Below are 24,746 nucleotides of genomic sequence, written 5' to 3'. Positions count from 1 at the left end.
GGTTGCTGGCGAAGAGGGTCCGCCGCCCTTGCGGTGCGGCGGGCCCGGTTCGTCTTACGCAGCTTCGAGCTGCCTGGTGTTCCCGCTCGCGTTCGAGGACGAATCCTCGATGCGGCGCGCATCGCCGCCGCCCGAGCCGATCGCGATCTTGCGGGGCTTCATCGCCTCGGGAATCTCGCGCACCAGCTCGATCGAGAGCAGGCCGTCCTCGAGCGAAGCATTCTTCACCTGGACATAGTCCGCCAGGCCGAAACGCCGCTCGAAGTCGCGCGCGGCGATGCCGCGGTGGATGTAGCGGCTGTCGTCGCTGTCCTTCTTGCGGCCGGTGACGACGAGCATGTTCTGCTGCGCCGTCACGTCGATCTCGTCGGAGCGGAAGCCGGCCACCGCCATGTTGATGCGGTAGCGGTCCTCACCGTCATGGACGAGGTCGAAGGGCGGATAGCCGTCGGTGATCTGGGTAGTGAGGCCGTTCTCAAGCAAGTCGAACAGCCGGTCGAAGCCGACGGTCGAGCGCCGGAACGGCGTGAAGTCGAAGTTGGTCCTCATATCCAAGTCCTCCTGTGAGCAACGAGTCTATGAAGATGCGTCCGAGAGAGCGGACGCGCTCTCCATGCCGGATCCTGCCGGCATCCGGCGCAATTTATCTGGTTCGAAAAAAGCGGTTTTCAAGGCCCATGGGAGTCAGTTGATCGTGATCACGCCATCCACAGCCCGCCACTCCGAAGGTCCGATCAGATGCTTGTGCGCAATCCGGATCGAGTGGAGCGCCGCTTCCACTTCGCGCCGCCAGTGATCGAGGAACTGGTGGAGCACCGGAAAGCGAGGCGCCACGTCATATTGCTGCCAGACGAACAGCTGCAGCAGATGCGGATGATCGGGCATGTAATAGTGAATCTCGGCAGTGGTGAGCCCATAGCCTTCCAGCTGCATCAGCAGGTCACGATCGATCACTGGAGCCGCTCTCCTTCGCCTGGTCTGTCGAGCTGACGGAGCGCCGCGAGAACCTCGTCGACCGGGACCGGGTGCGGAAGCTCGGGCGGCTTGCGGAGCGCCGGCTGGGATTCGATCGCGTGCCTATCGGAAGCCCAGGACGCCAGGATCATGCGCTTGACCTCGGGCATGATCGCCGGATGGCGGACCACGTCGCCTGGACGCTTGAACGGAATGCGAGCGTGGAGAGACACTTCTACCTCCTTTCTTCCATTCGCTCCTTTCCTCTGGGGGCGTAACGCCCGACCGGCAGATTTGTTGAATCCTGCCAGCAAGTTCAAGCACCTGGCCGTGCCGTTCCCGCTTCGTCCAGCACCTCAGGCGTCGATCACTTCCTCGTCGAGCCGTGCGGCGTTTTCCTGGATGAAGGCGAAGCGGTGCGCGGGGTTGTTGCCCATCAGCCGATCGACCAGGTCCTTCACGTTGGCCCGCTCCTCATATTCCTGCGGCAAGGTGACGCGCAGCAGCCCGCGCGTCCTCGGGTCCATCGTGGTTTCCTTGAGCTGGTTGGGGTTCATCTCGCCCAGCCCCTTGAAGCGGCTGACCTCGACCTTCTTGCCCTTGAACTCGGTCGCCTCGATTTCGATGCGGTGCGCGTCGTCGCGGGCGTAGAGGCTCTTGCTCCCCACCGTCAGCCGATAGAGCGGCGGCTGGGCGAGGTAGAGGTGCCCGCGGCGGACCAGATCGGGCATCTCCTGGAAGAAGAAGGTCATCAGCAGCGTCGCGATGTGTGCGCCATCGACGTCGGCGTCGGTCATGATGATGATGCGCTCGTAGCGCAGATTGTCGGGCACGCAGTCCTTGCGGGTGCCGCAGCCCAGCGCCAGCACCAGATCGGCGATCTCCTGGTTGGCGAGGATCTTGGCGGAGGTGGCGCTGGCGACGTTGAGGATCTTGCCGCGGATCGGCAGGATCGCCTGGGTCTTGCGGTCGCGCGCCTGCTTGGCCGAGCCGCCCGCCGAATCGCCCTCGACGATGAACAGCTCGGTGCCCTCCGGGCTGTCGGCGGCGCAATCGGTGAGCTTGCCGGGCAGGCGCAGCTTGCGGCCCGACGTCGCGGTCTTGCGCTTGACCTCGCGCTCCTGCTTGCGGCGGAGGCGATCGTCCATCCGCTCGAGCACATAGCCGAGCAGCGCCTTGCCGCGGTCCATGTGATCGGAGAGGAAGTGGTCGAAATGGTCGCGCACCGCGCGCTCGACCAGCGCCGTCGCCTCGGGCGAGGTCAGCCGGTCCTTGGTCTGCGACTGGAACTGCGGCTCGCGGACGAAGACCGAGAGCATCAGCTCGGAGCCGACCATCACGTCGTCGGCGGTCAAGTCCTTGGCCTTCTTCTGGCCGACGAGCTCGCCGAATGCGCGCATCCCGCGGGTGAGCGCCTGGCGCAGGCCCTGCTCGTGGGTGCCGCCGTCGGGCGTGGGGATGGTGTTGCAATACCAGCTGTAGCTGCCGTCGCTCCACAGCGGCCAGGCCACCGCCCATTCGACGCGGCCCTGGCCGTCCGGAAAATCCTGTTGCCCTGAGAAGAACTCGGCGGTGGCGCATTCGCGGGTGCCGAGCTGTTCCTTGAGATGATCGGCGAGGCCGCCGGGGAACTGGAACACGGCCTCCGCCGGGATCTCGTTGTCCGCGATCAGCGAGGGATCGCACTTCCAGCGGATTTCGACGCCGGCGAACAGATAGGCCTTGGAACGCGCCAGCTTGTAGAGCCGGGCGGGCTTGAAGTGGAGCTCGGGGCCGAAGATCTCGGGATCGGGAGTGAAGGCGACCGAGGTGCCGCGCCGGTTGGGCGTGCCGCCGAGTTGCTCGAGCGGTCCGAGCGTCTGGCCCTGGCTGAAGCGCTGGCGATAGAGTTGCCGGTCGCGCGCGACTTCGACCACGGTATCGACCGACAGCGCGTTGACCACCGAAACGCCGACGCCGTGGAGGCCGCCCGAGGTGGCATAGGCCTTGCCCGAGAACTTGCCGCCCGAGTGGAGCATCGAGAGAATCACTTCGAGCGCCGACTTGTCGGGGAATTTCGGGTGCGGGTCGATCGGCATGCCGCGGCCGTTGTCGACGATGGTCAGCCGGTTGCCGGCCTCCAGCGTGATCTCGATCCGGTTGGCGTGGCCGGCGACCGCCTCGTCCATCGCATTGTCGAGCACTTCGGCAGCGAGGTGATGGAGCGCGCGCTCGTCGGTGCCGCCGATGTACATGCCCGGACGCCGCCGCACCGGCTCGAGCCCTTCGAGGACTTCGATCGAGGAGGCGTCATAGGTTCCGGAGGGAACGCCGGGTGCGGCAAACAGGTCTTCTGACATGATCGAGTTATAGGGTCCCGGGTTTTTGCGGTGCAAGGGCGGCGGGTCAATTGACCCAGATTGACTCGTTTGCGGGGTTTTTTCGCTGCGGTTGACTCGGCTAAGTTATTGATTTCGCATAAGGTGCAAGTTGAGGCTCGTGCCGGCTGCCAACCAAATGGTTGGCAATTGTAAAGGCGTCTCCCGAGCCTATCGTGACCGTAGCAGCGAAAGCATGTGTAGGACAGAACAAAAAGGAAACGCGTTCAACCCCGATCACCGGCGGCACGGCCGGCGATCCGAAGCATCCAGCCGCCGACCCTCGCGCGGAAGCCGGCGCTGTGCAGGCAGGCCGCGCCGAGGAAGCCGATGAACGCGCCGAGCAGCGTGTCGAGGAAGCGCGCAATCATCAGCGCGTCCGTATCGGCGTGGCCGAGCGTAGGCGCTTCGGTGAGCAGGATCGCGAGCGGGGTGATGAGAACCGCCGCGAAGCCATAGTGGCGCACCACTGCGGTTTCGATCACGAAGGTGAGGGCGATGATCGCCGCGGCGATTTCCCAGGGCGTGGTGACGACGCTCACCGCAGCCCAGGCCAGCAGCAGCCCGATCGCGGTGCCGAGGATGCGGTGGACCTGACGCGTCCAGGCCGCGCGCAGCGACATGCCCTGGATGACGGCGAGGCAGCTGATCGGGACCCAATAGGGCTTATCGAGCTGGAGCAACTCGGCGATCGCGAGCGAAATACCGACGAAGAGCCCGATGACGATCGAATCGAAGATCACGAAATCGAAGCTCGGCGGCGGGAGCGGCTCGACCGGGACCGGAGGGCGGCGGCGCAGGATGTGAAGGCTGTAGATAAGGGCAATTATCGCCGCGTGGATCGTCCCGATCGCGAAGATGCCCGCCCTCATGGGCAGGCTGGCGAGATCGCCCGGCGAGAATATGCCGATCGCCATAGCCATGACGAAGAACAGGCTGCCCGGTGGCCCGAGCCGATAGAAACGGCAGACCATCGTCACAAGCACCGCGCCAAGCGTGACGATGGGCACCTTCGCGACCGGCAGCAGATGGCTCGCCATCCCCAGCGTGTAGCAGGCGATCATGCCGAAGGCGCAGGCCATCAGCGTGACCATCCGATGCTGGAGCGCTGTGGCGGGCAGATAGAGGAAGACCAGCCCTGCCAGCGAGCCGATCAGCCCCTCCGCCAGCCGGCCGGACGCAGCGCCCGCGAGCATCGGCCCACCGCTGGCCAGCGCTGCGGCGACCGGCATTTCCCACGGACGATCGCTGCGCTGAATCGTCGTCAGCTCGACCCATTCGCGGCGCGCGGCGCTTCCGATGCTGTCCCAGCCGATGGCCATGGCACGAAGCTATAGTCTGTTTCAGCAGGGCTGAAACAGTGCGGCACCGCCCTCCGCAGCCTTTCCATCGATGCTGCGCATCGCCGGAACCTCGGGCTGCTCCGCCCGCTCCCCCACCCGGCCACCCCTATGATGCTGCCGTTGGATGGCCGGGTGGGGGAGCGGGCCGGTGCCGATCCAGCAAAGCGGGACTTGCAGCGTAGAAGCAAGAAGGCCGCGGATCGCTCCGCGGCCTTCTGGTCCGATCCGATGCTCAGCGCCCCCGGGCGCCGCCGAACGGCAGCGGGGGCGGGGGGCGACGGTCGCGGCGCGGGAGCTGGGCCTGATAGGCCTGGCCGCAGTGCGCGACGCAATAGGGGAAGCCAGGATTCACCTTGTCGCCGCAGAAATGGAAATCGGGCTCGCCGGGGTGGCCGAGCGGCCATTTGCAGATCTTGTCGTTGAGATCGAGCAGGCTGGTCTTGCCCGCGATCGCCTCGCTCGGCTTGGCGGGCACCAGGCGGCGCGGCGGCGCCGGCGCGATCGGCGGCGACTGCTCGCCGGGGTTCTGCCGAACGAAGCCGCCGGGGCCGACCGAGCGGAGCACCGGCCCATCCGATGCCGGGCGCGGCGCTGCGGGCTCGGCGGCGGGAGCGGCAGCGCGCGGTGCCGGGGCCGGCGGAGCCTGAGGGGCGGGTGCCGCGGGCTGCGGCGCAGCGGCGGGCGCCGCGGCCTTGGGCGCGGATTCGGCCTTGGGCTCATTGGCCTTGACCGGCGAAGGGCGCGACTGAAGGCCCAGCCGGTGCGCCTTGCCGATCACGGCATTGCGCGACACGCCGCCCAGCTCCTCGGCGATCTGGGTCGCGGTCATGCCGCTGTCCCACATCTTCTTCAGCGTATCGATGCGCTCGTCGGTCCAGCTCACGTATCTTCCTTCAACTTGCGGGCGGCGCGGCCAGCGTCTACGCGAACCCGCGATGAGCAGCCACTCCGATACCGGTCATAGCCTCCCCGAGCCCGGCGTTCCGGTGTTTCGCAACGTGAACTGGGGAGGATTGCGTACCCTCTATATCAAGGAGGTGCGCCGTTTCTTCAAGGTGCAGCTCCAGACGATCTGGGCGCCGGCAGTGACGACGCTGCTTTTTCTGGTGATCTTCACCGTCGCGCTGGGCGGCGGCGGGCGGACCGTGGAGCTCCAGGGCCGGCCGATCCACTTCGCCGATTTCATCGCGCCGGGGCTGATCGTGATGGGAATGCTCCAGAACGCCTTCGCCAATTCGAGCTTCTCGCTGCTGGTGGGCAAGATCCAGGGGACGATCGTCGATTATCTGATGCCGCCGCTTTCGACCGGCGAGCTGCTGGCGGGACTATGCGGCGGCGCGGTCACGCGTGCCTTCTGCGTGGGCGCGGCGGTGTGGGTGGCGATGCTGCTCTGGCCCGGGGTGCACGTGACGCCCAAGCATTTCTGGGCAGTGCTGTGGTTCGGCTTCCTGGGATCGCTGTTCCTGGCGTTCCTGGGCGTGCTGACCTCGATCTGGGCGGAGAAGTTCGATCATGCCGCGGCGGTGACCAATTTCGTGGTAGCGCCGCTCGCGCTGCTTTCGGGCACCTTCTACTCGGTCGACAAGCTCTCGCCCCTCTTCCAGACGATCAGCCACCTGAACCCCTTCTTCTACATCATCTCGGGCTTCCGCTACGGTTTCCTGGGCGTGGCGGATTCGCCGATCGTGACCGGGAGCGGGATCATCCTGGCGCTCAACGCGGCGCTGGGGCTGTTCTGCTACTGGCTGCTGCGCAAGGGCTGGAAGCTCAAGAGCTAGAAGTATCGGCATTTCCCTAAATCCTCCCCCGCCAGGGGAGCTGTCGGCCGCAGGCTGACGGAGGGCGCGGATGCCAGAACTGGAGCGGCGTGCTTCCTCCCCCTCCGTCGCGCTTCGCGCGCCACCTCCCCCTGGTGGGGGAGGATAAGAAGCATGCCGAGCGACCTAGATCCCTGGCCGGCTCCAGCCGGAGTCGGGCGCCGGCTCGCGTGTCGCCGCTTCGGCGGCGGCTATTCCGCACGCGGGGAAGCTCGCGCGGATCGTCACGCCGATGTCCTCGACGATTACCTGCAGCTCGCCGCCGAACTGGCGGACGCGCGCGTCCATGCCGGTCAATCCCACGCCCGCCACGAAATGCGCGCCGCGCCGGCAGATGCCGTTGTCCGCCACGGCGAGCTGCAGCCCTGCAGCGTCGCGGACGAGCGACAGCGTGACCCGGTTGGCGTTGGAGTGGCGCGCGACGTTGGTGAAGGCTTCCTGGACGATGCGGAACACCGCGCGCTGGACTTCGGGCGGCAGCTTGTTGACCGCGCCGCGCACCGAAACGCTCGTCTCGCGGCCTGTGCGCGCCGCAAAGCCGGTCGCGAAGGACTGCAGCGCCAGGCGCAACCCCTTCTCGGCCAGCGAGGGCGGATGGAGCAGGTAGGAAAGGGTGCGGATCTCGCGCTGCGCCTCGGTGATCGAGGTCTGCATCTGTGCGACCAGCGGTGGCACCGGGTTGCCGCGCTCGATCGCGCTGAGCCCGAGCTGGATCGCGACGAGGTGCTGGCTGGTGGAATCGTGCAGCTCGAGTGCGATGCGCCGGCGCTCCTCCTCCTGCACGTCGATCAGGCGCTGGGTGACCACGGCGAGCTGGCGCTGCGCGCGCACGGCATCGGTAATGTCCTCGTGCGCGACAACGACGTGGCGTTCGCGCGCGGCGGGCACCCGGATGCAATGCAGCTTGAAATGCCGGTCGAGACAGCGATAGGCATGCTCGAACTCGCCAAGCTCGCCGCGCAGCACCGCGGCGAGCTTGGCGCCGATGATCGCTGCGTCGAGGTCGCCGCCCGACGCCGCCGACGCGCAGACGGCGAGATAGTTCGCGCCGACGAAATCGGTCGTCGCGCCGCGCTGCTCGCCGAACATCTGCCAGGCGCGATTGACCGACAGCACGATACCCGACGTATCGAGCAGCGCCACTTGCGCGGACAGCGCGTCGAGCGTTCCCTGAAGCGCCAGCTGGGTCCTGAGCACCGAGTCGAGCGTAGCGACCTGCTCCGAAACGTCGCGCGTGCTGCCGAGCAGGCGCACGATCTGTCCGTCGGCACCCCGCACCGGGACCAGGTTGGTCCGCCAGTGCTTGCGCCCCTCCGGCACGTCGAGCACTTCGGCGTAGCTCAACGGCGTGCCGCGCCGCACGCAGCGCCGATAATGACGTGAAACCTTGGCTGCGTCCGCGGGAGAAAGCACCTGTTCGGGCGTCCGGCCGACGAATGTCGCGACAGTCAGGCCCGACATTCGCTCGAGTGAAGGATTGATCCCGGCGAACTGAAATTCGCGGGGGCCCAGTACTCGTACAACAAAAAGCCCCTCGAAGGCGTGCTCCCAATAAAGCGAGCCACCCTCCAGCAGAGAGCCATTAAAGGGAGTCGACGCCGGCCGGAGCCTGAAATTCGCACGAACAACATTGGACTCGCCGTCCATAGCGAATCTCTCCCCTGTTGGACTGGAATATGTCCCGATTCTGAACAAGTGGCAACGGACAAGTTTGCTGATGTTCGCAGGCTGCTTTGCTGCCGCGTTTCCGACCGCGGTGTTGACGGGCGTGCGCGTCGGCCCCTAAAACCGCGCTCCGGGCGGCCCGGGTTGGCCGCCCTTTTGCGTTTCTGGAGTTTCGACCCAGTTTTTCCGTTCGAGGAGGTACCCTGCCGATGACCATCACCCCGCTCATGCCCGTCTATCCGCGGTGCGGGGTGCGGCCGGTGCGAGGCGAGGGCGTCTATCTCATCGGCGAACGCGGCGAACGCTATCTGGATTTCGCCGCGGGGATCGCGGTCAACGCGCTGGGACACGGCCATCCGCACCTGACCAAGGCGATCCAGGACCAGGTCGCGACGCTGATGCACGTCAGCAACCTCTATGGCTCGCCCCAGGGCGAGGCGTTGGCGCAACGGATCATCGACGTGAGCTTCGCCGATACGGTGTTCTTCACCAATTCGGGCGTCGAGGCGATCGAGTGCGCGATCAAGACCGCGCGCCGCTATCACTATGCCAACGGCAATCCGCAGCGGCACAAGCTGATCACCTTCAAGAACGCGTTCCACGGCCGCTCGCTGGGGGCGATCTCGGCCACCGACCAGGCCAAGATGCGCGACGGCTTCGAGCCGCTGCTGCCGGGCTTCGACTATGTGAAGTTCAACGATCTCAAAGGTGCGCTCGCCGCGATCGACGACGAGACTGCGGGCTTCCTGGTCGAGACGGTGCAGGGCGAAGGCGGGATGACCGCGGGCACCCCCGAGTTCATCACGGGGCTGCGCAAGGCCTGCGACGAGCATGGCCTGCTGCTGATCCTGGACGAGATCCAGTGCGGCTATGGACGCACCGGCAAGATGTGGGCCTATGAGCATTACGGCATCACCCCCGACATCATGACCGTGGCCAAGGGCATCGGCGGCGGCTTCCCGCTCGGCGCGTGCCTGGCAACCGAAGAGGCGGCCAAGGGGATGGTGATCGGCACCCACGGCTCCACCTATGGCGGCAATCCGCTGGCGATGGCGGCGGGGCAGGCAGTGCTCGACGTGATGCTGGAGGACGGGTTCCTCGAGCATGTCACACGGATGGGCGAGCGGCTGCGCCAGGCGTTCGAGCAGATGATCCCCAACCATGATCATCTGTTCGAGGAGATTCGCGGCAAGGGGCTGATGCTCGGCATCAAGATGAAGGAGCCGGCGGTGAGCCGCGACTTCGTGGCGCACTTGCGTGACAACCACGGGCTGCTGACGGTGGCGGCGGGCGAGAACGTCTTCCGCGTGCTGCCGCCGCTGGTGATCGACGAGAACCATATCGCCGAGTGCGTCGAGAAGCTGAGTGAAGGCGCGCGGAGCTTCGGGATTCCGAGCGATGACTGAGCTGCGCCACTTCCTCGACCTCTCCGATGCCGGCGGCGACGCGATCGCGGCGATGCTGAACGACGCGCTGACCCGCAAGGCGGCGCGCGCGGGCTGGCCCAAGGGCAAGGCGGACAGTGATGCGCCGCTCGCGGGGCATGTGCTGGCGATGGTGTTCGAGAAGAACTCGACGCGCACGCGCGTGTCGTTCGACATGGCGATCCGCCAGCTCGGTGGCACTTCGATCGTGCTCGACGCGGGCTCGACTCAACTCGGCCGCGGCGAGACGATCGCCGACACCGCGCGGGTGCTCTCGGGCTATTGCGACGCGATCATGATCCGCACCGACGATCACCAGAAGATCGTCGACATGGCGAAATACGCCAGCGTGCCGGTGATCAACGGCCTCACCGACGCCTCGCACCCGTGCCAGATCATGGCCGACCTGCTGACGCTGATCGAGCATGGCAAGGCGCTCCCGGGGCTCAAGGTCGCGTGGCTGGGCGACGGCAACAACGTCCTCGCCTCGATCATGGAAGCCGCGGGGCTGATGCACTTCGATGTGGTCGCGGCATGCCCGCAGGGCTTCCAGCCGAGCGAGGCCGATCTCGCGCGGGGCAAGGGACGCGCGCGCTGCGTTGCCGATCCGCGCGAGGCAGTGGAAGGCGCCGACGTGATCGTCACCGACACCTGGATCTCGATGGGCCAGGCCCATGCCGAGGCGAAGCTGAAGGCGATGATGCCCTATCAGGTCAACGAGGCGCTGATGGCCGCGGCCAAGCCCGATGCGAAGTTCCTCCACTGCCTGCCCGCGCACCGCGGCGAGGAAGTGACCGACGCAGTGATCGACGGGCCGCAGTCGCTGATCTGGCCCGAGGCGGAGAACCGGCTGCACGCGCAGAAGTCGGTCCTGCGCTGGTGCTTCGGCCAGATCGGCTGAGTTGAAGCCGGGCAATCCGCAACTATCTTAACGTCATCCCCGCGAAAGCGGGGACCCATCTCCTCAACCCTCCTCCTGCATAATCGCCGTAGCAATTCGTGGCGTCTGCACGAGCTGGGCCCCCGCTTTCGCGGGGGTGACGAAGGAAAACGACGTGACGACCATTGCCCCCACCACCGACCACGATCGCGTGCTTGGCTTCACCATTCCCGGGCGCCATGTGCGCGGGCGCGTCGCGCGGCTGGGGCCGGTGCTCGACGAGATCCTGTCGGCGCATGCCTATCCGCCCGTGATCGAGAGGCTGCTGGCCGAGGCGCTGACGCTCACCGCGCTGCTCGGCGCGACGCTCAAGGACAATCAGGGGCAGATGACGCTCCAGGCGCAGAGCAAGGGCGGCATCGTCAGTCTGCTGGTGTGCGATTACAAGAATGGCGAGCTGCGCGGCTATGTCCAGTTCGATGCCGAGCGGCTGTCGCAGCTGGGCAAAAATCCGACCCTCAATGCGCTGTGTGCAAAGGGCTATCTGGCGATCACCTTCGACCAGGCGCTGACCAAGGAGCGCTATCAAGGTATCGTGCCGCTGGATGCGCGCTCGATCGGCGCTGCGGCCGAGCAGTATTTCCTCCAGTCCGAGCAGATTCCCAGCCTGATCCGGCTCGGCACCCAGCGCGACAAGGCGACCGGCAAGCTGATCGCCGGCGGCATTTTCCTCCAGCACCTGCCCGAGGGCGAGGCGGGGCGCGAACGGTTGCACGTGCGCCAGGATCATCCCGAATGGCAGCATGTCGAAGCGATGGGCGCGACGATGGGCGCGGACGAGCTCGCCGATTCCGGCCTTCCGCTCGAGAACCTCGTCTGGCGGCTGTTCAACGAGGAGCCGGAAGTGCGCATCCTGAGCGGGGCGGCGCTGTCGCGCGGCTGCCGCTGCGATGCTGCGTACATCCTGCAGGTACTCGCGAAGTTCCCCGAGTCGGAACGCGCCGAAATGGCCGACGAAGCGGGGATCATCACCGTGGACTGCGCTTTCTGTTCCAAGAAATTCCCGGTGACGCCGGGCGATCTCGTTTCACCGCCGTTGTAATCCAGAGCGAGCTGAACCATATCGCTGTCGCGTGCACGGGCGTGGATTGGGGCCGCCGTGCGCGCGGCGGTGGGGAGTTGTTATGGTGTTCAGGCGTAGCATGCGTTCGGCTGTGGCCGTTGCTTTGCTCCTGTTCCTCAGCGGGGGCGCGTCCGCGCAGCGGCATCCCGCGCTCACTGCACTGGGCGGCGTGGAACTCGGCCAGTGGCAGCTCAAGAGCCCTGAAGGGGGCATGCGCAAGATGTGCGTGAGCGCGCGCTGGATGCTGCTCCAGCCGATGCACGGCACCGCGCAGTGCGAGCATTTCGTGATGGAGAACACGCCGAGCTCGGCGACGATCCGCTACACCTGTCCCAACCACGGGCACGGGCGCACCAGACTTTCGGTCGAAACGCCGCGACTGGTGAATATCGAAACGTCCGGGGTCGCCGATGGTTCGCCCTTCTCGCAGCAGTTCGAGGCGCGCCGCGTCGGGACCTGCGGCTAGCGGCCCGTCCTCCGGGATCGTCCCGTTTTGATTCATGGCGCGAAACGCGCTAGCGGGCCGGCGATGACGAAAAGCGTAGCAGTCGCCCTGGTTTCCGGAGGGCTCGATTCGATGGTTTCCGCCGCGCGGGCGCGCGAGGACGGGCATCGGCTGCTCGCGCTCTCGGTCGATTATAACCAGCGCCATCAGGTCGAGCTGGCGGCCGCGCGCCGGATCGCCGCCGCGCTGGGGGCGGAGCGCCACGTCGTGCTTCCGCTCGACCTGCGCGCCTTCGGCGGATCGGCGCTCACCGCCGATATCGACGTGCCGAAGGACGGCGTGGTCGAGGGCGACATTCCGGTCACCTATGTCCCCGCGCGCAACACCATCTTCCTCAGTCTCGCGCTCGGCTGGGCCGAGGCGGCGGGCGCGCGCGACATCTACATCGGCGTCAACGCGCTCGATTATTCGGGCTATCCCGATTGCCGGCCGGAGTTCATCGAAGGGTTCGAGAAGCTCGCCGAGCTCGCCACCAAGGCAGGCGTGGAAGGCGAGCCCTTCCGCATCCGCGCGCCGCTGCAGCACATGACCAAGGCCGATGTGGTGCGCGAGGCGGCGCGACTGGGGCTCGATGCGGGGATGAGCTGGTCGTGCTATGACCCGGCGCCGGGCGGCGTGCACTGCGGCCTGTGCGACAGCTGCCGGCTGCGCGCCAAGGGGTTCGAGGAAGCCGGCATTCCTGATCCCACGCGCTACGCCGTGGAGCCCTGAGGTCCGGACCATGAGCTATGCGGTCAAGGAAATGTTCCTCACGCTTCAGGGCGAGGGGGTGAACGCCGGCGCACGAGCGGTTTTCGTGCGCTTCGCGGGGTGCAACCTATGGTCGGGACGCGAGGCGGACCGGGCGAGCGCGGTGTGCCGCTTCTGCGATACCGACTTCGTGGGGACCGACGGGCTAGGCGGGGGCAGGTTCGCCGACGCCGATGCGCTGGCTGACGCCGTCGTGGGCCATTGGGGCGAGGGGGACGAGGCGCGCTTCGCGGTGCTCACCGGCGGCGAGCCGATGCTCCAGGTGGATGATGCGCTGGTGGAGGCGCTTCATGCGCGCGGCTTCCGCATCGCGATCGAGAGCAACGGCACCCTGCCCGCGCATCCGGGGATCGACTGGGTGTGCATCAGCCCAAAGGCGGGCAGCGAAGTGGTGCAGCGCTCGGGCGACGAGCTGAAGCTGGTATGGCCGCAGGTGGGCACCGACCTGGACGCGATCGAAGGCTGGGACTTCCGCCACTTCCTGGTCCAGCCGATGGACAGCGCGGAGGGGGAGGCCAACACCCGCGCCGCGATTGCGCTGGCGATGGAGCGGCCCAAATGGCGGCTCACGCTCCAGACGCACAAGCTTCTGGGGCTGCGGTAGGAATCAAGCCCTCTCCCGCTTGCGGGAGGGGGTTGGGTGAGGGTGAGTAAGGGAAGCGAGGGCAAACCTTCCCTTACTCACCCTCACCCTCCCACCGGCTGCGCTGGCGGGCCCCTCCCTCTCCCGCAGGCGGGAGAGGGATCGTCACCTAACCGATCGCGCCGCAGCGCCGGGCCTGGTAGCGGTCCTTCTTCCAGCAGCGCTTGTCGCCGAACGCGGGGAGCGGACCGAAGGGCGGAAGCGTGTAGCCCGAGGTGCTGCGAAACTGCTCGCCCCAGGGCGCCAGGCTGGCGCGCAGCTCGCGCATCCGCGCCTGGGCGAGATCGCCGAATTTGCCGCGGCGCGTGAACAGCGCCTCATGGCTGATTGAGGCAGCGGTCTGGCAGAAAGTGAGCTGCGCCGAGACGGTGGAAAAGCTCGAGTAGACGCGGGTGCCGTACTTATCGAGCTCGGTCTGACCCGCCTTCGCGTTCTTGTTGGTTCGAACGAAATATTTCTCGAGCGTTCCATAGGATTCACGCAGTTCGACTGCATGATCCTTGAGGATCGCGTTGTAATTGGGAAGCGTCAGCAGCGTCGGTTCGAACTGGCACTGGAGTGCGGCGACGTTGAGCGCGGCGCGCAGGTTCCACACCAGCGCGGCGCGCAGCTCGGCGCCCGTTGCGCCCGGCAGCGCCGGACCGGTCATGCCGGGCTCCGCCCCCGTTACCGGCGTGCCGGTGAGATTGGCCGACTTGAGGAAGAACTGCGCCGAAGCCGGAGCTGCGACGAGCATGCCGGCCGCAGCGGCCAGCACGATGGTTATACGCGAAACAAGCATCCTGCCCTCTCAAACCCCTATGCCGCTGTGGTTAAGGGTTTTCGACTCCGCGCCCAAGCCCTTTTTCTCCCAAGGGTCGGCCGGGCGGCGATTTCAGTGCAGGACCAACGAAAAAGGGCCGCCCGGTTTCCCGAGCGGCCCTTTCGAAACACGCTTCCGCGCGATGATTACATCGCGTTGGTGGTGGTGTTCTCGACGATCGTGCTGTTGGTGTCGACAGTGGTGTTGTCGAGCGGAGCAGCGGTGTCGATGTTGGTGACCATCGTGTCGGTCGCGCCGACGTTCTCGGTCGGGACGATCTCGGTGGTGTTGGTGACGTTGGTCGCAGACTCGTTGCTGGTGCACGCCGAGGCCAGGAGGGCCGCGCCGGCGATCATCGAACCTGCAACGATCTTCGAAATGACTGCACGCATGTAATAGCTCCCTAGATAGTGGATTTGGACGACGAACAAGCCGTTTAATACCCAAACCGGGGTGGACATTAGTCGGTTTGAGTCGGGCCCTCAAGGGTCGTTTTGAATCGGCACCAATGAGAGAGCGTCCAAAAACGGCGAGAATGTGGCAGCAAGCGCGGAATCGAACGCCTTAGGGGTGACCGGTTTGCCCAGCGCGGCGGCGCTGGTGACCGGGAATTCGGCGATGCCGCACGGGACGATCCCGCCGAAGTGCGCCAGATCGGGATCGAGGTTCACTGCAAAGCCGTGGAGCGTGACCCATTGGCGGATGCGCACCCCGATCGCGCCGATCTTGGCCTCCTGCCCGCGGTCGAGCGTCCAGATGCCGATCCGGCCGGGCGCGCGGAACGCCTCGATGCCGCATTCGCCGAGCGCTGCGATCACCCAGCCCTCGACCGCGTGGACATAGCCCCGCACGTCGCGGCGGCGCTCGCGCCGCAGGTCGAGCACGAGATAGCCGATGCGCTGGCCGGGGCCGTGATAGGTATAGCGGCCGCCGCGCCCGGTGCGGTGGACGGGAAAGCGGGGGTCGAGCAGCTCGGCGGTGTCGGTCGCGCTGGTGCCGGCGGTGTAGACGGGCGGGTGCTCGAGCAGCCAGATCAGCTCGCCGGCCTCGCCCTTGGTGACGGCCGCGGCGCGCGCCTCCATCGCGGCGAGCGCTTGCGGGTAATCGACCCGCCCGGGCTCGACGCGCCATTCGATGCCGGGGGGGAGGTTTGCAGGCAGGGACGTCATGCGCGCCGATTGCGCCCCCGCGCGGTTTTGCGCAAGCGGGCGAAGCCATTGGCAATGCACCGCGCGGCCGCTAATCACGCGGACGCAAAGGGAGGGTTTCATGGTCGCGATGGGAAACGTCTGGGATCGCACCGCGGAGTTCCTGAGCGAGAACGTCGCCGCCATCCTGCCGATCGCGCTTGTCGCCTTCTTCATTCCGACATCGATCACGGGCAGCCTGGAGCCCGCGCGTGCGACTGGGGGCGAGGGGTTCAAGCTGGGCTTCGGCGCGATGCAGCTGGTCTTCGCGATCCTCTCGCTCTGGGGCTCGCTGGCGATCACCGCCTTGGCGCTCGACGCCGGCAAGGCGTCCGCCGCTGCAGGGGTTGCGCTGCGGCGGCTGCCGGCGATGCTGGTCGTGGCAATCGTGATGTTCGTGGCGATCGGCGTGCTCGCCGCGCCGATCGGCGTGATGCTGGCGCGCGCCGGCATCGACTTCATGGCGCCCGAGGACATGAGCAATTTTCAGCTCGGCCCCGCGACCGGCGGCGCGATCGCACTCTATGCGCTGGTGCTCGTGGTGGTGCTGTTCTGGCTTGGCGCCCGGCTGATCGTCGCGACCGCGGTGATCGTGCGCGAGGGGCGTGTGCTCGGCGCGCTGGGGCGCTCGTGGCAGCTGACGCGGCGCCATGCGCTGCGCATCATCGGCGTGCTCATCCTCTATGTCATTGTCGCCTGGGTCGCCTATCTCGCCGCGACTGCGGTGTTCGGCAGCATCTTCGCGCTGGTCGCCGGCGGCGAGGGTGAGGGAGTCACGCTGGCGAGCGTGCTCACGTCGATCGTCGCGGCGGCGGTGCAGGCCGGCTTCTCGGTGCTCGGCGCGGCCTTCACTGCGAAGCTCTATCTCGCGCTCGCCGCGGAGACGAGCCTGGGCGACGCGTCCGCCGCGGCATGACTCCAGGCTTCGCCCGCGTCCTGAGCGACGCGGCATCCCTCTGGCGCAGCGAGCGCGAGCTGCTGGCGCGGGTATCCGGGCTGTTCTTCTTCGTGCCGATGCTGGGGGTGGTGCTGCTGCTCGCCGACAGCGGCTTCGGCAAGGATCTGGCGCCCGAGCAGTTCCGCGAGGCGCTGCTCGCGTTCCAGACCAGCTATTTCCTGCCCGTGCTGCTCGCCAGCGTCGCGCTCGATTTCGGCACCTTCGCGGTGCTCAACCTCTTCCTCCAGGGCGGCGGGCGCACGCTGGGGGAGGTGCTGCGGATCACGCTGCGCCGGTTCCTGCCGTTCCTGGCGATCACGATCGTCGCGGGCATGTTGTTCAGTATCGGCCTGTCGCTGTTCGTGCTGCCGGGACTGTTCTTCTTCGCGCGGACCTGGCTCGCCGCGCCTGCCTTCGCTGCCGCACCCGAGCGCGGGCCCTTCGCGGCATTCGTCGAAGGATGGCGCCGCAGCGCCGGCCTCACCTGGCTGCTGATCCTGGCGCTGGTGGGGGCGGTGCTGGTGCCGGCGCTGTTCGCTTCGATGCTGGCGGCGGGGCTGCTGGCGGGCGTGGGCGTGGCGATCGGCGCGTTGCAGGGAGCGACGATCGCTGCCCATTTGATCGCCGCGGGAATCGGCGCGCTCGCCTGGGCGTGGCTCGCAGTGCTGCGCGTCGCGCTCTACCGCTCGACCGAGACCAGCAAGGGAATGTGAGGCGCCGCCTCGGGCGGCAATATCCCGGCCGCGCGCGGATCGGCGAAAGTCTCGATCGTGCGCTTGTACGGCACGAAGCCGTGGCGGCGGTAGAAGCCGAGCGCGGCGGGGTGATCGAGCGTGCAGGTGTGCACCCACACGCGCGTGATCCCCTTGCGCCACGCGAACCCCAGCGCCTGCGCCATCAACCAACTGCCGTTGCCCTTGCCCGTGAGTTCGGGGACCAGCCCGAAATAGGAGAGCTCGCAGGTCGCCTCGGTGCGGAAATCGAGCTCGAGCATGCCGATCTCGATCCCGGCGCGGTCGGTGACGGCATAGACTTCAACTGCCGGGTCATCGAGGATGCGGCGCAGCGCGACCTCCTCCATCACCAGCCGCGAGAACCAGAGCCACGGCCCGCCGACGCGGCGAAAGAGCACGCGGTATTTCTCGCTCGCCGGGGCCTGCCAGCGGGTGAGGCGAAGCGGCGAAGGCGGCACGGGCCGCAGCGGCGGCCGGGCGCGCATCTCGAGCGACGTGACCACCGTCGCGAGCTGGTCGTTGGCGACGGGGATCAGACCCATGTCGCGACGGGGGGCAGGCTCATCAGGATCGCGTCGATGTTGCCGCCGGTCTTGAGCCCGAACAGCGTGCCGCGATCGTAGATCAGGTTGAACTCGGCATAGCGGCCGCGCCATTCGAGCTGGCGCGCCTTGTCGGCGTCGCTGAACGCCATTCCCATCCGGCGGCGCACGATCCGCGGGAAAACGTCGAGGAACGTGCGGCCGACGTCCTGGGTGAAGGCGAAGTCGGCCTCCCATTCGCCCTCGAGGTGATCGTAGAAGATGCCGCCGACGCCGCGGTGGACCTTGCGGTGGGGGATGTAGAAATAATCGTCCGCCCATTGCTTGAAGCGGGGATAGTAACTGGTGTCGTGCCGGTCGCACGCCAGCTCCAGCGCGGTATGGAACTCGGCGGTGTCCTCGCCATAGGGAATCGGCGGGTTGAGGTCCGCGCCGCCGCCGAACCAGCGCTTGGTGGTGCACAGGAAGCGGGTGTTCATGTGCACCGCGGGCACGTGCGGGTTCGCCATGTGCGCGACCAGGCTGATGCCGGTGGCGAAAAAGCTCGGGTCCTCGCCCGCCCCGTGGATCGACTTGGCGAAATCGCCTTCGAACGTGCCGCCGACGGTGGAGACATTGACGCCGACCTTTTCGAAGACCTTGCCCTTCATCACCCCGCGCACGCCACCACCCCCGGGCTCGCCCGAAGGATCGGCGCGTTCCCAGGCGAGATAGTCGAAGCGCGCATCGGAGCCCGCCTCGACTTCGATCGCCTCGAATTCGGCGCAGATCGCGTCGCGCAGGGTTTCGAACCAGGTGCGGGCGGCTTGTTGCTGTTGGTCGAGAGGCTTCATGCAGGGTGCGATGGCAATCGTGCGGGCGAAGTCAATCCCCGCCTCGCGTAGCCTCGCTGACGAAACGGAAGCTCTGGGCGACAATCCGACGGCTTTCGTTCGTATCGTTGTAGCCGTCGAAGCCGTGTTCGCTCTCTGGCGCGTTTACCAGGGTGACTGGCTGCCCAGCGGCGAGCGCCGCCGCGAGGAACCGGTCGATCGTCGCGTTGATCGCGGGGCTGTCTCGTCCCGCACGCGCGACGAGCGTCGGCACGCGCGGCGCTCCGACGCGCGCCACCGCCTCGGCCGGCGAGAAGGCGGGGAGCAATGCCGGGTCGTTCATCAGATCGGCTGACGAAAGTATGGGATAGTAAGCGACGAGGCAGGCGATACGCGGCGCATTCTCGCGAAAGGGCAGGGCGGCCAATCGGCCGCCTGCGGAAAACACCCAGAGGCAGATTCGATCCGGATCTATGCCGAGTGCGGGTGCCTCGGCCTGCAGATGCGCGAACAGCGCTTCGGTGTCGGCCATGCCGGTCCTGAGACCGTCAGCGCCGCGCGGATAGCGCTTGTCCGGCACGATGCCGACCATGCCATGCGCCGCGGCGAGCCGCCCGAGGTCCTGATACCAGGTCCAATCGCGGACATCGGAAGTGCCGCTGACGAAGACGATGGCGGGGCGCGCCTTGGCATCGGTGGCTGGCAGATAGGCGTCGTAAGCGAGCGGCGTACCCGCCGAATCGAAGCGCTGGTCCGCACGGACCTTAACCCTCTCCGTGCCGGCCACCCGATAGACCACACGCGTTTTCGAGGGGTCGCGCCGAGCTTCGTCCTGCGCGAGCACCGTGCAGGGGGCCAGCAATGCGGCCACGGCCAACCACCAAATCCGCATGGCAACCACCTCCAGCTCCCGCCGCGCCGATCGTGACCTTTTTCCGCGCCCCTGCAATATGAATTTCTCGCGCCATTATCCGGGCCAGCCGCGGGTCTGGCGAAGTGCTTCGCCCAGCGCGATGCCCGCGGCGATCGCGACGTTCAGCGAGCGGAAGCCGGGGGCGAGCGGGATGCGCACGGCGAGATCGGCGCGGGCATGGACGAAGTCGGGCGCGCCGGCGCTTTCGGAACCGAGCAGGAGCGTGTCGCCCGGCGTAAAGGCGGTGGCATCGAGCCGGTTGCCGCCGCGCGTGGTGAGCAAGACGATTCGGCCGGGGACCTGTTCGAGAAAGGCGTCCCAGTCGGCGTGGCGGCGGACTTGCGCCTGCGCGGCATAGTCCATTCCCGCGCGCGCAAGGGCGCGGTCGCTCCACGGAAAGCCCATTGGCTCGATCAGGTCGACTGCGACCCCGGTGCATGCGGCGAGCCGAAGGATCGTGCCGACGTTGCCGGCGATGTCGGGCTGGAACAGCGCGATGCGCATGGGGTGGGTAGAGTGCAGCGGCGGATTGGTCATCTGTCGTGGCTAGGCTGCCGCCTGCACCGTCTCGGCGAGATACGGCGCCACCACCGCCAGCGCGCGATCGACGTACATGTCCTTCTCGCCGACCGGTGCGACATAGTGGATCGCCTGCCGGGCATCTTCGACGCTCGCCAGACGTGCGATCATCCAGGTAGCGAGATATTGCGACGCCAGGCATCCGCCCGCAGTCGCCACATTGCCATGCGCGACGAAGGGCGCGTCGAGCACCTCCACCCCTGCCTCGACCACCCAGGGCTTGGTGGTGAGATCGGTGCAGGCGGGAAGCGAGCCGATCAGGCCGAGCCTGGCGAGCATGAGCGTGCCCGAGCATTGCGCGCCGATCAGCTGCCGCTTTGGATCGAGCACGATACGCGAAAGGAGCTCGGAATCGGCAGCCAGCTCGCGCGTCCTGATCCCGCTGCCGATCAGCACGGCATCTGCCTCCGCGGCGAATTCGAGCGGCTTCTGGCGCTCGATCGTCACTCCGTTCATCGACGTCACCTGCGCGCTGGGGGCGGTGATGTGCGCCGTCCATCCCTTAGCCTTCAGCCGTTTGAGGATCGCGGCCGCGACGAACGAGTCCAGCTCGTTGAAACCGTCGAATGTGAGAACCGCGATCTGCACCTGCGCCTCCGGGCGATGGGAAAGGATGTCCGGCGTAGCAGAGCCGCTTCGCCGGCTAAAGGCGAAGCAGCGGCGTGCCGGTGCGCTCCCGGTTACGGCACCGTCAAAATCCCTGTTGGCAAAGCCGCTTCGCCACGTCTATCAGGCCGCCCAAGCCACCGGGGGCACTCGGGCGGCTCTGGGCGTGTATGCGCTCGCGTCCCGTTTCTCCGCACATCCGCGCGGCAAGTATCGAAGTGCAAGGGCTGAAGCATGGCAACGCTTGAAGATGGTGTTTCCCCGACCCAGACGGTGGTCCCGCCGGGCGAAGTGGTCGAGAACCCCCGCCGGCGCGACTATCTGAAGGTCGCCGCCGTCTCGTTCGCGGGCGTCGGCGCGGGTGTGGCCGTGCTGCCGCTGATCAATTCGATGAACCCTTCGGCCGATGTGCTCGCGCTTTCGACCACCGAGCTCGACGTTTCGGCGATCGAGCCGGGCCAGGCGATCAAGGCGAGCTTCCGCAAGCAGCCGCTGTTCGTGCGCAACCTGACTCCGCAGGAAATCGCCGAGGCGGACAAGGTGCCGGTATCGTCGCTGCGTGATCCGCAGACGCTCGCCGAGCGCACCAAGGAAGGCAAGCAGAACTGGCTGATCACGCTGGGCGTGTGCACGCACCTGGGCTGCGTGCCGCTGGGTGCGGGCGAGGGCGAGAATCGCGGCCCCTTCGGTGGCTATTTCTGCCCGTGCCACGGCTCGGCTTACGACACCGCCGGCCGCATCCGCCAGGGTCCGGCGCCCACCAACCTGGTGGTTCCCGATTATGAATTCACGTCCGACACTGTCGTCGTGGTCGGTTGAGGATAGACGCAGATGAGCTTCCCCTGGGCACGCCATTACGAACCCAAGAACCCGGTGATGCAGTGGATCGACAGCCGTCTTCCGCTGCCCCGCTTCGTCTATAACGCGGTCGGCGCCGGCTATCCGGTGCCGCGCAACCTCAATTATTTCTGGAACTTCGGCGTGCTCGCCGGGGTGGCGCTGGTCGTCCAGATCGTCACCGGCATCGTGCTCGCGATGCACTTCCACTCGTCGGCCGCCGGCGCGTTCGAATCGATCAACGGCACGATCATGCGCGACGTGAACGCCGGCTGGTTCCTGCGCTTCGCGCACGCCAACGGCGCCAGCATGTTCCTGCTGGTGGTCTATATCCACATCTTCCGCGGCCTTTATTACGGATCGTACAAGGCGCCGCGCGAGATGGTGTGGCTGATCGGCGTGGTGATCTTCCTGCTGCTGATGGCCACCGCGTTCATGGGCTATGTGCTTCCTTGGGGCCAGATGAGCTTCTGGGGTGCGCAGGTGATCACCGGATTCTTCTCGGCGATCCCGGTCGTCGGCGAATGGATCCGCGTGTGGCTGCTCGGCGGCTATGCGCCGGACGATGCCGCGCTCAACCGCTTCTTCTCGCTCCACTATCTGCTGCCGTTCGTGATCGCGGGCGCCGTGATCCTGCACATCTGGGCGCTCCACATCCCTGGCTCGGGCAACCCGACCGGCGTGGAAGTGAAGGGCGAGCAGGACACCGTTCCGTTCCACCCGTACTATACGGCGAAGGACGGCTTCGGCGTGGGCGTGTTCATGATCGTCTTCGCGACGCTGATCTTCTTCTACCCGGACCTGCTGGGCCACCCGGACAACTATATCGCGGCGAACCCGCTCTCGACGCCCGCGCACATCGTCCCCGAATGGTATTTCTGGCCGTTCTACGCGATCCTGCGCGCCTTCACCGCCGACTTCATCATCGCGGCGAAGCTGTGGGGCGTGGTGGCGATGTTCGGCTCGATCATCCTGCTGTTCTTCCTACCCTGGCTCGACAAGTCGCCGGTTCGCTCGGCAAACTTCCGCCCGGCCTACCGGGTCGCCTTCTGGGTGCTCGTGCTCGACGTGCTGGTGCTCGGCTATTGCGGCGGCTCGGCGGCGACGCCCGGGATCGTGGTGACCAGCCAGATCGCGGCCGCTTATTATTTCGCGCACTTCCTGATCATCGTTCCGATCATCTCGCGTCTCGAAACGCCGAAGCCGCTGCCCAACTCGATCACCGAGGCAGTGCTGGGCGACAAGGGCGGCTCGCGGATGAGCGAAACGGCACTGAGCGCGTAAAGGGGACTTGGATCAATGCTTCCGTTGTTCATCCGCTCGATCAAGTTCCTGATCGGTGCCGCGTTCATCTTCGTGCTCGGCCTCGCGCTGTTCGGCACGGTCAAGACCTGGATCCAGGAACCGCCGGCCGAAACCGCCGAAGAGGCGATGCACAAGCATCCCAAGCATCTCGACCTGCCGTCGAACGGGCCGCTCGGCAAGTTCGACCTGGCCCAGCTCCAGCGCGGCTTCCTGGTCTATGAGAAGGTCTGCGCGAGCTGCCACTCGCTGAACCTGGTGGCGTTCCGCAACCTCGCCGACCTCGGCTACTCCGAAGCCGAGATCAAGAAGATCGCCAAGGACTGGCCGATCAAGCAGCCGGTGCAGGACCCCAAAGCGGGCACCTGGGGCGAGCGCGACAATCTGCCTTCGGACCGCTTCCCCAAGGTCTACTATCCGGGCACCGGCACGCCGCCGGACCTGAGCCTGATGACCAAGGCGCGGCACGATGGCGCGGCATATGTCTATTCGCTGCTGACCGGCTATAACGAGAAGCCTTCGGCGGAAGCGCTGAAGCACTTCCCGGAATTCGCGAAGACTCCCGACGGGATGTACTTCAACCCCTATTTCGCCAACCTCAACATCTCGATGCCGCCGCCGCTGACCGGCGACGACCAGGTGACCTATACCGACGGTACTCGCGCGACGGTGGACCAGATGGCGAAGGACGTTTCCGCGTTCTTCGTCTGGACCGCCGAGCCGACGATGCAGAGCCGCCACCGCGCAGGCCTGGCGGTGGTCGCCTTCCTGCTTATCGCGACGGGGCTCGCCTATGGCGCGTACCTGACCGTATGGCGGGGCGTGAAGCACTGAGAGGTGCGCCCAGCGCATCGCTGATCTGACGGAACCCCGCCGAAGCATCGCTTGGGCGGGGTTCCTGCTTTTGGGGAGATTTCCATGGCGCAGGACAACGAAGACATCCGCTCGCGCATCCGCACCATCCCGGATTTCCCGAAGCCGGGGATCCAGTTCCGCGACATCACCACGTTGCTGCTCGATCCCGAGGGGCTGCGACTGACCGTGGAGCGGATGGCAGAGGGAATCGAAGGGCAGGTGGACCTGGTGGCGGGGATCGAGGCGCGCGGTTTCCTCTTTGCCGCCGCGGTCGCCTATCGGCTCGGCACCGGCGTGCTGCTGATCCGCAAGGACGGCAAGCTTCCTGGCGCGACGATCGCCGAGGATTATGCGCTCGAATACGGCACCGACCGGATCGCGATCCACGCCGATGCCTGTGCGCCGGGTGCGCGGGTGCTGCTCGTCGACGATCTGATTGCCACCGGAGGCACCGCGCGCGCGGCGGTGCGGCTGCTGCGCAAGGCGGAGGCGGTAGTGACGCAGGCGGCGTTCGTCGTCGACCTGCCCGAGCTCGGTGGCGCCGATGCGCTGCGCGGTGATGGAATCGCGGTCAACGCCCTGGTCGCCTTCGACGGTCATTGAAGCGCCGGAACAACGAATATAGCCTCAGCGTTCTCAGATCCTTAGCCGCCAGAGTGCGTCGCTGGAGCACCGTAGCGGCAGGATAGCGCGAAAGGTTGTGGTGATGTTGTTCCGCCGCGTTAGCGCCCTGGGCCTGTTGCTCGCCCTGGGCCTTGGCACCGCCGCCTGTACCGAAGACGGCTACGGATATTCGGGCATCTCGCTCGGCTATGGCAGCCCGGGCTATTATGATTATGCCTACAGCCCGTCCTATTATGGCTGGTACGGCGACTATTATTACCCGGGCTCGGGCTATTACGTCTACGACCGCGGCCGGCGTCCGCATCGCTGGAACGAAGGGCAGCGGCGCTATTGGGAAACGCGGCGCAACGCCTGGCGCGGCGATCGGCGGTGGGGTCGCGAGAACTGGGGCGACTTCGGCCGCGACCGTCGCGGAGCGTACCGCAGGCCAGACGGCGGCCGTCCGGATTACCGCGGGGATGGTCGCCGGGGCCGCCCCGATTTCGGACGGGACCAGCGGCGGCCGGATTGGAACGGTCAGCGCCGCGGCAGCCCGCGCTTCCGGCGTGACTGACT

General features: G+C 66.8%; 29 protein-coding genes. 14 read left to right on the top strand and 15 right to left on the bottom strand.

Features of this window, described 5'->3' with window-relative positions; genetic code table 11:
* Window positions 1–54 precede the first annotated feature (54 nt).
* The 6 genes from ACMGDH_RS14060 to ACMGDH_RS14035 form a co-directional block, all read right to left on the bottom strand.
* A complete protein-coding gene (locus tag ACMGDH_RS14060) occupies window positions 55–549 on the bottom strand; it encodes an Hsp20 family protein (protein ID WP_436828583.1) in 495 nt (164 codons plus the stop codon).
* Between the two features lie 135 nt (window positions 550–684).
* A complete protein-coding gene (locus ACMGDH_RS14055; RefSeq protein WP_436828640.1) occupies window positions 685–933 on the bottom strand; it encodes an usg protein in 249 nt (82 codons plus the stop codon).
* Window positions 934–950: 17 nt separating this feature from the next.
* Window positions 951–1,187, bottom strand: coding sequence for a hypothetical protein (locus ACMGDH_RS14050; protein ID WP_436828642.1), 237 nt, complete (start codon window positions 1,185–1,187; stop codon window positions 951–953).
* 123 nt (window positions 1,188–1,310) lie between these two features.
* Window positions 1,311–3,293: a DNA topoisomerase IV subunit B gene (parE, locus tag ACMGDH_RS14045; RefSeq protein ID WP_436828582.1), complete on the bottom strand. Its 1,983-nt coding sequence runs from the start codon at window positions 3,291–3,293 to the stop codon at window positions 1,311–1,313.
* A gap of 245 nt (window positions 3,294–3,538) precedes the next feature.
* The gene (locus tag ACMGDH_RS14040) at window positions 3,539–4,633 is read right to left on the bottom strand and encodes an FUSC family protein (RefSeq protein ID WP_436828581.1); all 1,095 of its coding nucleotides are present in this window, start codon (window positions 4,631–4,633) and stop codon (window positions 3,539–3,541) included.
* 253 nt (window positions 4,634–4,886) lie between these two features.
* Window positions 4,887–5,537 carry a GcrA family cell cycle regulator gene (locus tag ACMGDH_RS14035; RefSeq protein WP_436828580.1) on the bottom strand — a complete coding sequence of 217 codons (651 nt, stop codon included), beginning with the start codon at window positions 5,535–5,537 and terminating at the stop codon, window positions 4,887–4,889.
* A gap of 52 nt (window positions 5,538–5,589) precedes the next feature.
* Between ACMGDH_RS14035 and ACMGDH_RS14030 the strand changes: the two genes are divergently transcribed.
* Window positions 5,590–6,432, top strand: coding sequence for an ABC transporter permease (locus ACMGDH_RS14030; RefSeq protein ID WP_436828579.1), 843 nt, complete (start codon window positions 5,590–5,592; stop codon window positions 6,430–6,432).
* Window positions 6,433–6,597: 165 nt separating this feature from the next.
* On the opposite strand, the gene ACMGDH_RS14025 is transcribed toward ACMGDH_RS14030, so the two are convergent.
* A complete protein-coding gene (locus ACMGDH_RS14025; RefSeq protein ID WP_436828578.1) occupies window positions 6,598–8,118 on the bottom strand; it encodes a PAS domain-containing sensor histidine kinase in 1,521 nt (506 codons plus the stop codon).
* A 227-nt stretch (window positions 8,119–8,345) separates the two neighbouring features.
* Here ACMGDH_RS14025 and ACMGDH_RS14020 point away from each other — a divergent pair, with 227 nt between their 5' ends.
* From ACMGDH_RS14020 to queE, 6 genes are all read left to right on the top strand, one after another.
* The gene (locus tag ACMGDH_RS14020; protein ID WP_436828577.1) at window positions 8,346–9,542 is read left to right on the top strand and encodes an aspartate aminotransferase family protein; all 1,197 of its coding nucleotides are present in this window, start codon (window positions 8,346–8,348) and stop codon (window positions 9,540–9,542) included.
* Window positions 9,535–10,461, top strand: coding sequence for an ornithine carbamoyltransferase (gene argF, locus ACMGDH_RS14015; protein ID WP_436828576.1), 927 nt, complete (start codon window positions 9,535–9,537; stop codon window positions 10,459–10,461). Before ACMGDH_RS14020 ends, argF begins: the two co-directional genes overlap by 8 nt.
* Before the next feature lie 154 nt (window positions 10,462–10,615).
* Entirely contained in the window at window positions 10,616–11,542 is a 927-nt protein-coding gene (gene hslO, locus ACMGDH_RS14010; protein WP_436828575.1) for an Hsp33 family molecular chaperone HslO, read from the top strand.
* Between the two features lie 100 nt (window positions 11,543–11,642).
* Entirely contained in the window at window positions 11,643–12,029 is a 387-nt protein-coding gene (locus ACMGDH_RS14005; protein ID WP_436828574.1) for a hypothetical protein, read from the top strand.
* A gap of 63 nt (window positions 12,030–12,092) precedes the next feature.
* The gene (gene queC / locus ACMGDH_RS14000) at window positions 12,093–12,779 is read left to right on the top strand and encodes a 7-cyano-7-deazaguanine synthase QueC (protein ID WP_436828573.1); all 687 of its coding nucleotides are present in this window, start codon (window positions 12,093–12,095) and stop codon (window positions 12,777–12,779) included.
* 10 nt (window positions 12,780–12,789) lie between these two features.
* Window positions 12,790–13,422, top strand: coding sequence for a 7-carboxy-7-deazaguanine synthase (queE, locus tag ACMGDH_RS13995; protein WP_436828572.1), 633 nt, complete (start codon window positions 12,790–12,792; stop codon window positions 13,420–13,422).
* A 148-nt stretch (window positions 13,423–13,570) separates the two neighbouring features.
* Here the strand turns inward: queE and ACMGDH_RS13990 are convergent, their stop codons facing one another.
* From ACMGDH_RS13990 to lipB, 3 genes are all read right to left on the bottom strand, one after another.
* Window positions 13,571–14,242 (bottom strand): hypothetical protein, encoded by a 672-nt coding sequence (locus ACMGDH_RS13990; RefSeq protein ID WP_436828571.1) that lies wholly within the window; start codon window positions 14,240–14,242, stop codon window positions 13,571–13,573.
* Between the two features lie 167 nt (window positions 14,243–14,409).
* The gene (locus tag ACMGDH_RS13985) at window positions 14,410–14,655 is read right to left on the bottom strand and encodes a hypothetical protein (RefSeq protein WP_436828570.1); all 246 of its coding nucleotides are present in this window, start codon (window positions 14,653–14,655) and stop codon (window positions 14,410–14,412) included.
* A gap of 90 nt (window positions 14,656–14,745) precedes the next feature.
* On the bottom strand, window positions 14,746–15,432 hold the full coding sequence (gene lipB, locus ACMGDH_RS13980; protein WP_436828569.1) for a lipoyl(octanoyl) transferase LipB: 687 nt from the start codon (window positions 15,430–15,432) through the stop codon (window positions 14,746–14,748).
* Between the two features lie 100 nt (window positions 15,433–15,532).
* Here lipB and ACMGDH_RS13975 point away from each other — a divergent pair, with 100 nt between their 5' ends.
* The gene (locus ACMGDH_RS13975; RefSeq protein WP_436828568.1) at window positions 15,533–16,366 is read left to right on the top strand and encodes a hypothetical protein; all 834 of its coding nucleotides are present in this window, start codon (window positions 15,533–15,535) and stop codon (window positions 16,364–16,366) included.
* Window positions 16,363–17,100, top strand: coding sequence for a hypothetical protein (locus tag ACMGDH_RS13970; protein WP_436828567.1), 738 nt, complete (start codon window positions 16,363–16,365; stop codon window positions 17,098–17,100). Before ACMGDH_RS13975 ends, ACMGDH_RS13970 begins: the two co-directional genes overlap by 4 nt.
* Here the strand turns inward: ACMGDH_RS13970 and ACMGDH_RS13965 are convergent.
* From ACMGDH_RS13965 to ACMGDH_RS13945, 5 genes are all read right to left on the bottom strand, one after another.
* Window positions 17,067–17,663 (bottom strand): GNAT family N-acetyltransferase, encoded by a 597-nt coding sequence (locus tag ACMGDH_RS13965; RefSeq protein WP_436828566.1) that lies wholly within the window; start codon window positions 17,661–17,663, stop codon window positions 17,067–17,069. The genes ACMGDH_RS13970 and ACMGDH_RS13965 overlap by 34 nt on opposite strands.
* Window positions 17,654–18,496 (bottom strand): oxygen-dependent coproporphyrinogen oxidase, encoded by an 843-nt coding sequence (hemF, locus tag ACMGDH_RS13960; RefSeq protein WP_436828565.1) that lies wholly within the window; start codon window positions 18,494–18,496, stop codon window positions 17,654–17,656. Before hemF ends, ACMGDH_RS13965 begins: the two co-directional genes overlap by 10 nt.
* Window positions 18,497–18,527: 31 nt before the next feature.
* Window positions 18,528–19,346, bottom strand: coding sequence for an alpha/beta hydrolase (locus tag ACMGDH_RS13955; protein ID WP_436828564.1), 819 nt, complete (start codon window positions 19,344–19,346; stop codon window positions 18,528–18,530).
* A 96-nt stretch (window positions 19,347–19,442) separates the two neighbouring features.
* Complete coding sequence (locus ACMGDH_RS13950; RefSeq protein ID WP_436828639.1) at window positions 19,443–19,892, bottom strand: tRNA (cytidine(34)-2'-O)-methyltransferase; 450 nt, start codon at window positions 19,890–19,892, stop codon at window positions 19,443–19,445.
* 42 nt (window positions 19,893–19,934) lie between these two features.
* Window positions 19,935–20,555 carry a DJ-1/PfpI family protein gene (locus tag ACMGDH_RS13945; protein ID WP_436828563.1) on the bottom strand — a complete coding sequence of 207 codons (621 nt, stop codon included), beginning with the start codon at window positions 20,553–20,555 and terminating at the stop codon, window positions 19,935–19,937.
* 252 nt (window positions 20,556–20,807) lie between these two features.
* On the opposite strand from ACMGDH_RS13945, the gene petA reads away from it, so the two are divergent.
* The 5 genes from petA to ACMGDH_RS13920 all read left to right on the top strand — a co-directional run bounded on the left by petA (window position 20,808) and on the right by ACMGDH_RS13920 (window position 24,744).
* The gene (gene petA, locus ACMGDH_RS13940) at window positions 20,808–21,392 is read left to right on the top strand and encodes a ubiquinol-cytochrome c reductase iron-sulfur subunit (RefSeq protein WP_436828562.1); all 585 of its coding nucleotides are present in this window, start codon (window positions 20,808–20,810) and stop codon (window positions 21,390–21,392) included.
* 12 nt (window positions 21,393–21,404) lie between these two features.
* The gene (locus tag ACMGDH_RS13935) at window positions 21,405–22,694 is read left to right on the top strand and encodes a cytochrome b (RefSeq protein WP_436828561.1); all 1,290 of its coding nucleotides are present in this window, start codon (window positions 21,405–21,407) and stop codon (window positions 22,692–22,694) included.
* Window positions 22,695–22,709: 15 nt separating this feature from the next.
* Window positions 22,710–23,546, top strand: coding sequence for a cytochrome c1 (locus ACMGDH_RS13930; RefSeq protein WP_436828560.1), 837 nt, complete (start codon window positions 22,710–22,712; stop codon window positions 23,544–23,546).
* A gap of 84 nt (window positions 23,547–23,630) precedes the next feature.
* Window positions 23,631–24,170, top strand: coding sequence for an adenine phosphoribosyltransferase (locus ACMGDH_RS13925; RefSeq protein WP_436828559.1), 540 nt, complete (start codon window positions 23,631–23,633; stop codon window positions 24,168–24,170).
* A gap of 103 nt (window positions 24,171–24,273) precedes the next feature.
* Window positions 24,274–24,744 carry a hypothetical protein gene (locus ACMGDH_RS13920; RefSeq protein WP_436828558.1) on the top strand — a complete coding sequence of 157 codons (471 nt, stop codon included), beginning with the start codon at window positions 24,274–24,276 and terminating at the stop codon, window positions 24,742–24,744.
* Window positions 24,745–24,746: the final 2 nt, after the last annotated feature.

It is taken from the genome of Sphingomonas radicis (assembly GCF_051400635.1).
GTDB lineage: Bacteria > Pseudomonadota > Alphaproteobacteria > Sphingomonadales > Sphingomonadaceae > Sphingomonas.
The sequence above is the reverse complement of the archived record's forward strand: the minus strand, read 5'-3'. Positions and strand labels throughout refer to the sequence as shown.

What these genes read in the sequence shown, in the direction of transcription:
- ACMGDH_RS13930 (WP_436828560.1), top strand. Translation starts at nt 22,710, where the DNA reads ATGCTTCCGTTGTTCATCCGCTCGATCAAGTTCCTGATCGGTGCCGCG.
- ACMGDH_RS13975 (WP_436828568.1), top strand. Translation starts at nt 15,533, where the DNA reads ATGGTCGCGATGGGAAACGTCTGGGATCGCACCGCGGAGTTCCTGAGC.
- parE (WP_436828582.1), bottom strand. Translation starts at nt 3,293, where the DNA reads ATGTCAGAAGACCTGTTTGCCGCACCCGGCGTTCCCTCCGGAACCTAT.
- ACMGDH_RS13950 (WP_436828639.1), bottom strand. Translation starts at nt 19,892, where the DNA reads ATGCGCATCGCGCTGTTCCAGCCCGACATCGCCGGCAACGTCGGCACG.
- ACMGDH_RS13925 (WP_436828559.1), top strand. Translation starts at nt 23,631, where the DNA reads ATGGCGCAGGACAACGAAGACATCCGCTCGCGCATCCGCACCATCCCG.
- ACMGDH_RS13920 (WP_436828558.1), top strand. Translation starts at nt 24,274, where the DNA reads ATGTTGTTCCGCCGCGTTAGCGCCCTGGGCCTGTTGCTCGCCCTGGGC.
- ACMGDH_RS14030 (WP_436828579.1), top strand. Translation starts at nt 5,590, where the DNA reads ATGAGCAGCCACTCCGATACCGGTCATAGCCTCCCCGAGCCCGGCGTT.
- ACMGDH_RS14060 (WP_436828583.1), bottom strand. Translation starts at nt 549, where the DNA reads ATGAGGACCAACTTCGACTTCACGCCGTTCCGGCGCTCGACCGTCGGC.
- queE (WP_436828572.1), top strand. Translation starts at nt 12,790, where the DNA reads ATGAGCTATGCGGTCAAGGAAATGTTCCTCACGCTTCAGGGCGAGGGG.
- queC (WP_436828573.1), top strand. Translation starts at nt 12,093, where the DNA reads ATGACGAAAAGCGTAGCAGTCGCCCTGGTTTCCGGAGGGCTCGATTCG.
- ACMGDH_RS14020 (WP_436828577.1), top strand. Translation starts at nt 8,346, where the DNA reads ATGACCATCACCCCGCTCATGCCCGTCTATCCGCGGTGCGGGGTGCGG.
- ACMGDH_RS13970 (WP_436828567.1), top strand. Translation starts at nt 16,363, where the DNA reads ATGACTCCAGGCTTCGCCCGCGTCCTGAGCGACGCGGCATCCCTCTGG.
- ACMGDH_RS13965 (WP_436828566.1), bottom strand. Translation starts at nt 17,663, where the DNA reads ATGGGTCTGATCCCCGTCGCCAACGACCAGCTCGCGACGGTGGTCACG.
- ACMGDH_RS14040 (WP_436828581.1), bottom strand. Translation starts at nt 4,633, where the DNA reads ATGGCCATCGGCTGGGACAGCATCGGAAGCGCCGCGCGCCGCGAATGG.
- ACMGDH_RS14005 (WP_436828574.1), top strand. Translation starts at nt 11,643, where the DNA reads ATGCGTTCGGCTGTGGCCGTTGCTTTGCTCCTGTTCCTCAGCGGGGGC.
- ACMGDH_RS13935 (WP_436828561.1), top strand. Translation starts at nt 21,405, where the DNA reads ATGAGCTTCCCCTGGGCACGCCATTACGAACCCAAGAACCCGGTGATG.
- ACMGDH_RS13985 (WP_436828570.1), bottom strand. Translation starts at nt 14,655, where the DNA reads ATGCGTGCAGTCATTTCGAAGATCGTTGCAGGTTCGATGATCGCCGGC.
- lipB (WP_436828569.1), bottom strand. Translation starts at nt 15,432, where the DNA reads ATGACGTCCCTGCCTGCAAACCTCCCCCCCGGCATCGAATGGCGCGTC.
- ACMGDH_RS14055 (WP_436828640.1), bottom strand. Translation starts at nt 933, where the DNA reads ATGCAGCTGGAAGGCTATGGGCTCACCACTGCCGAGATTCACTATTAC.
- petA (WP_436828562.1), top strand. Translation starts at nt 20,808, where the DNA reads ATGGCAACGCTTGAAGATGGTGTTTCCCCGACCCAGACGGTGGTCCCG.
- hemF (WP_436828565.1), bottom strand. Translation starts at nt 18,496, where the DNA reads ATGAAGCCTCTCGACCAACAGCAACAAGCCGCCCGCACCTGGTTCGAA.
- ACMGDH_RS13990 (WP_436828571.1), bottom strand. Translation starts at nt 14,242, where the DNA reads ATGCTTGTTTCGCGTATAACCATCGTGCTGGCCGCTGCGGCCGGCATG.
- ACMGDH_RS14025 (WP_436828578.1), bottom strand. Translation starts at nt 8,118, where the DNA reads ATGGACGGCGAGTCCAATGTTGTTCGTGCGAATTTCAGGCTCCGGCCG.
- argF (WP_436828576.1), top strand. Translation starts at nt 9,535, where the DNA reads ATGACTGAGCTGCGCCACTTCCTCGACCTCTCCGATGCCGGCGGCGAC.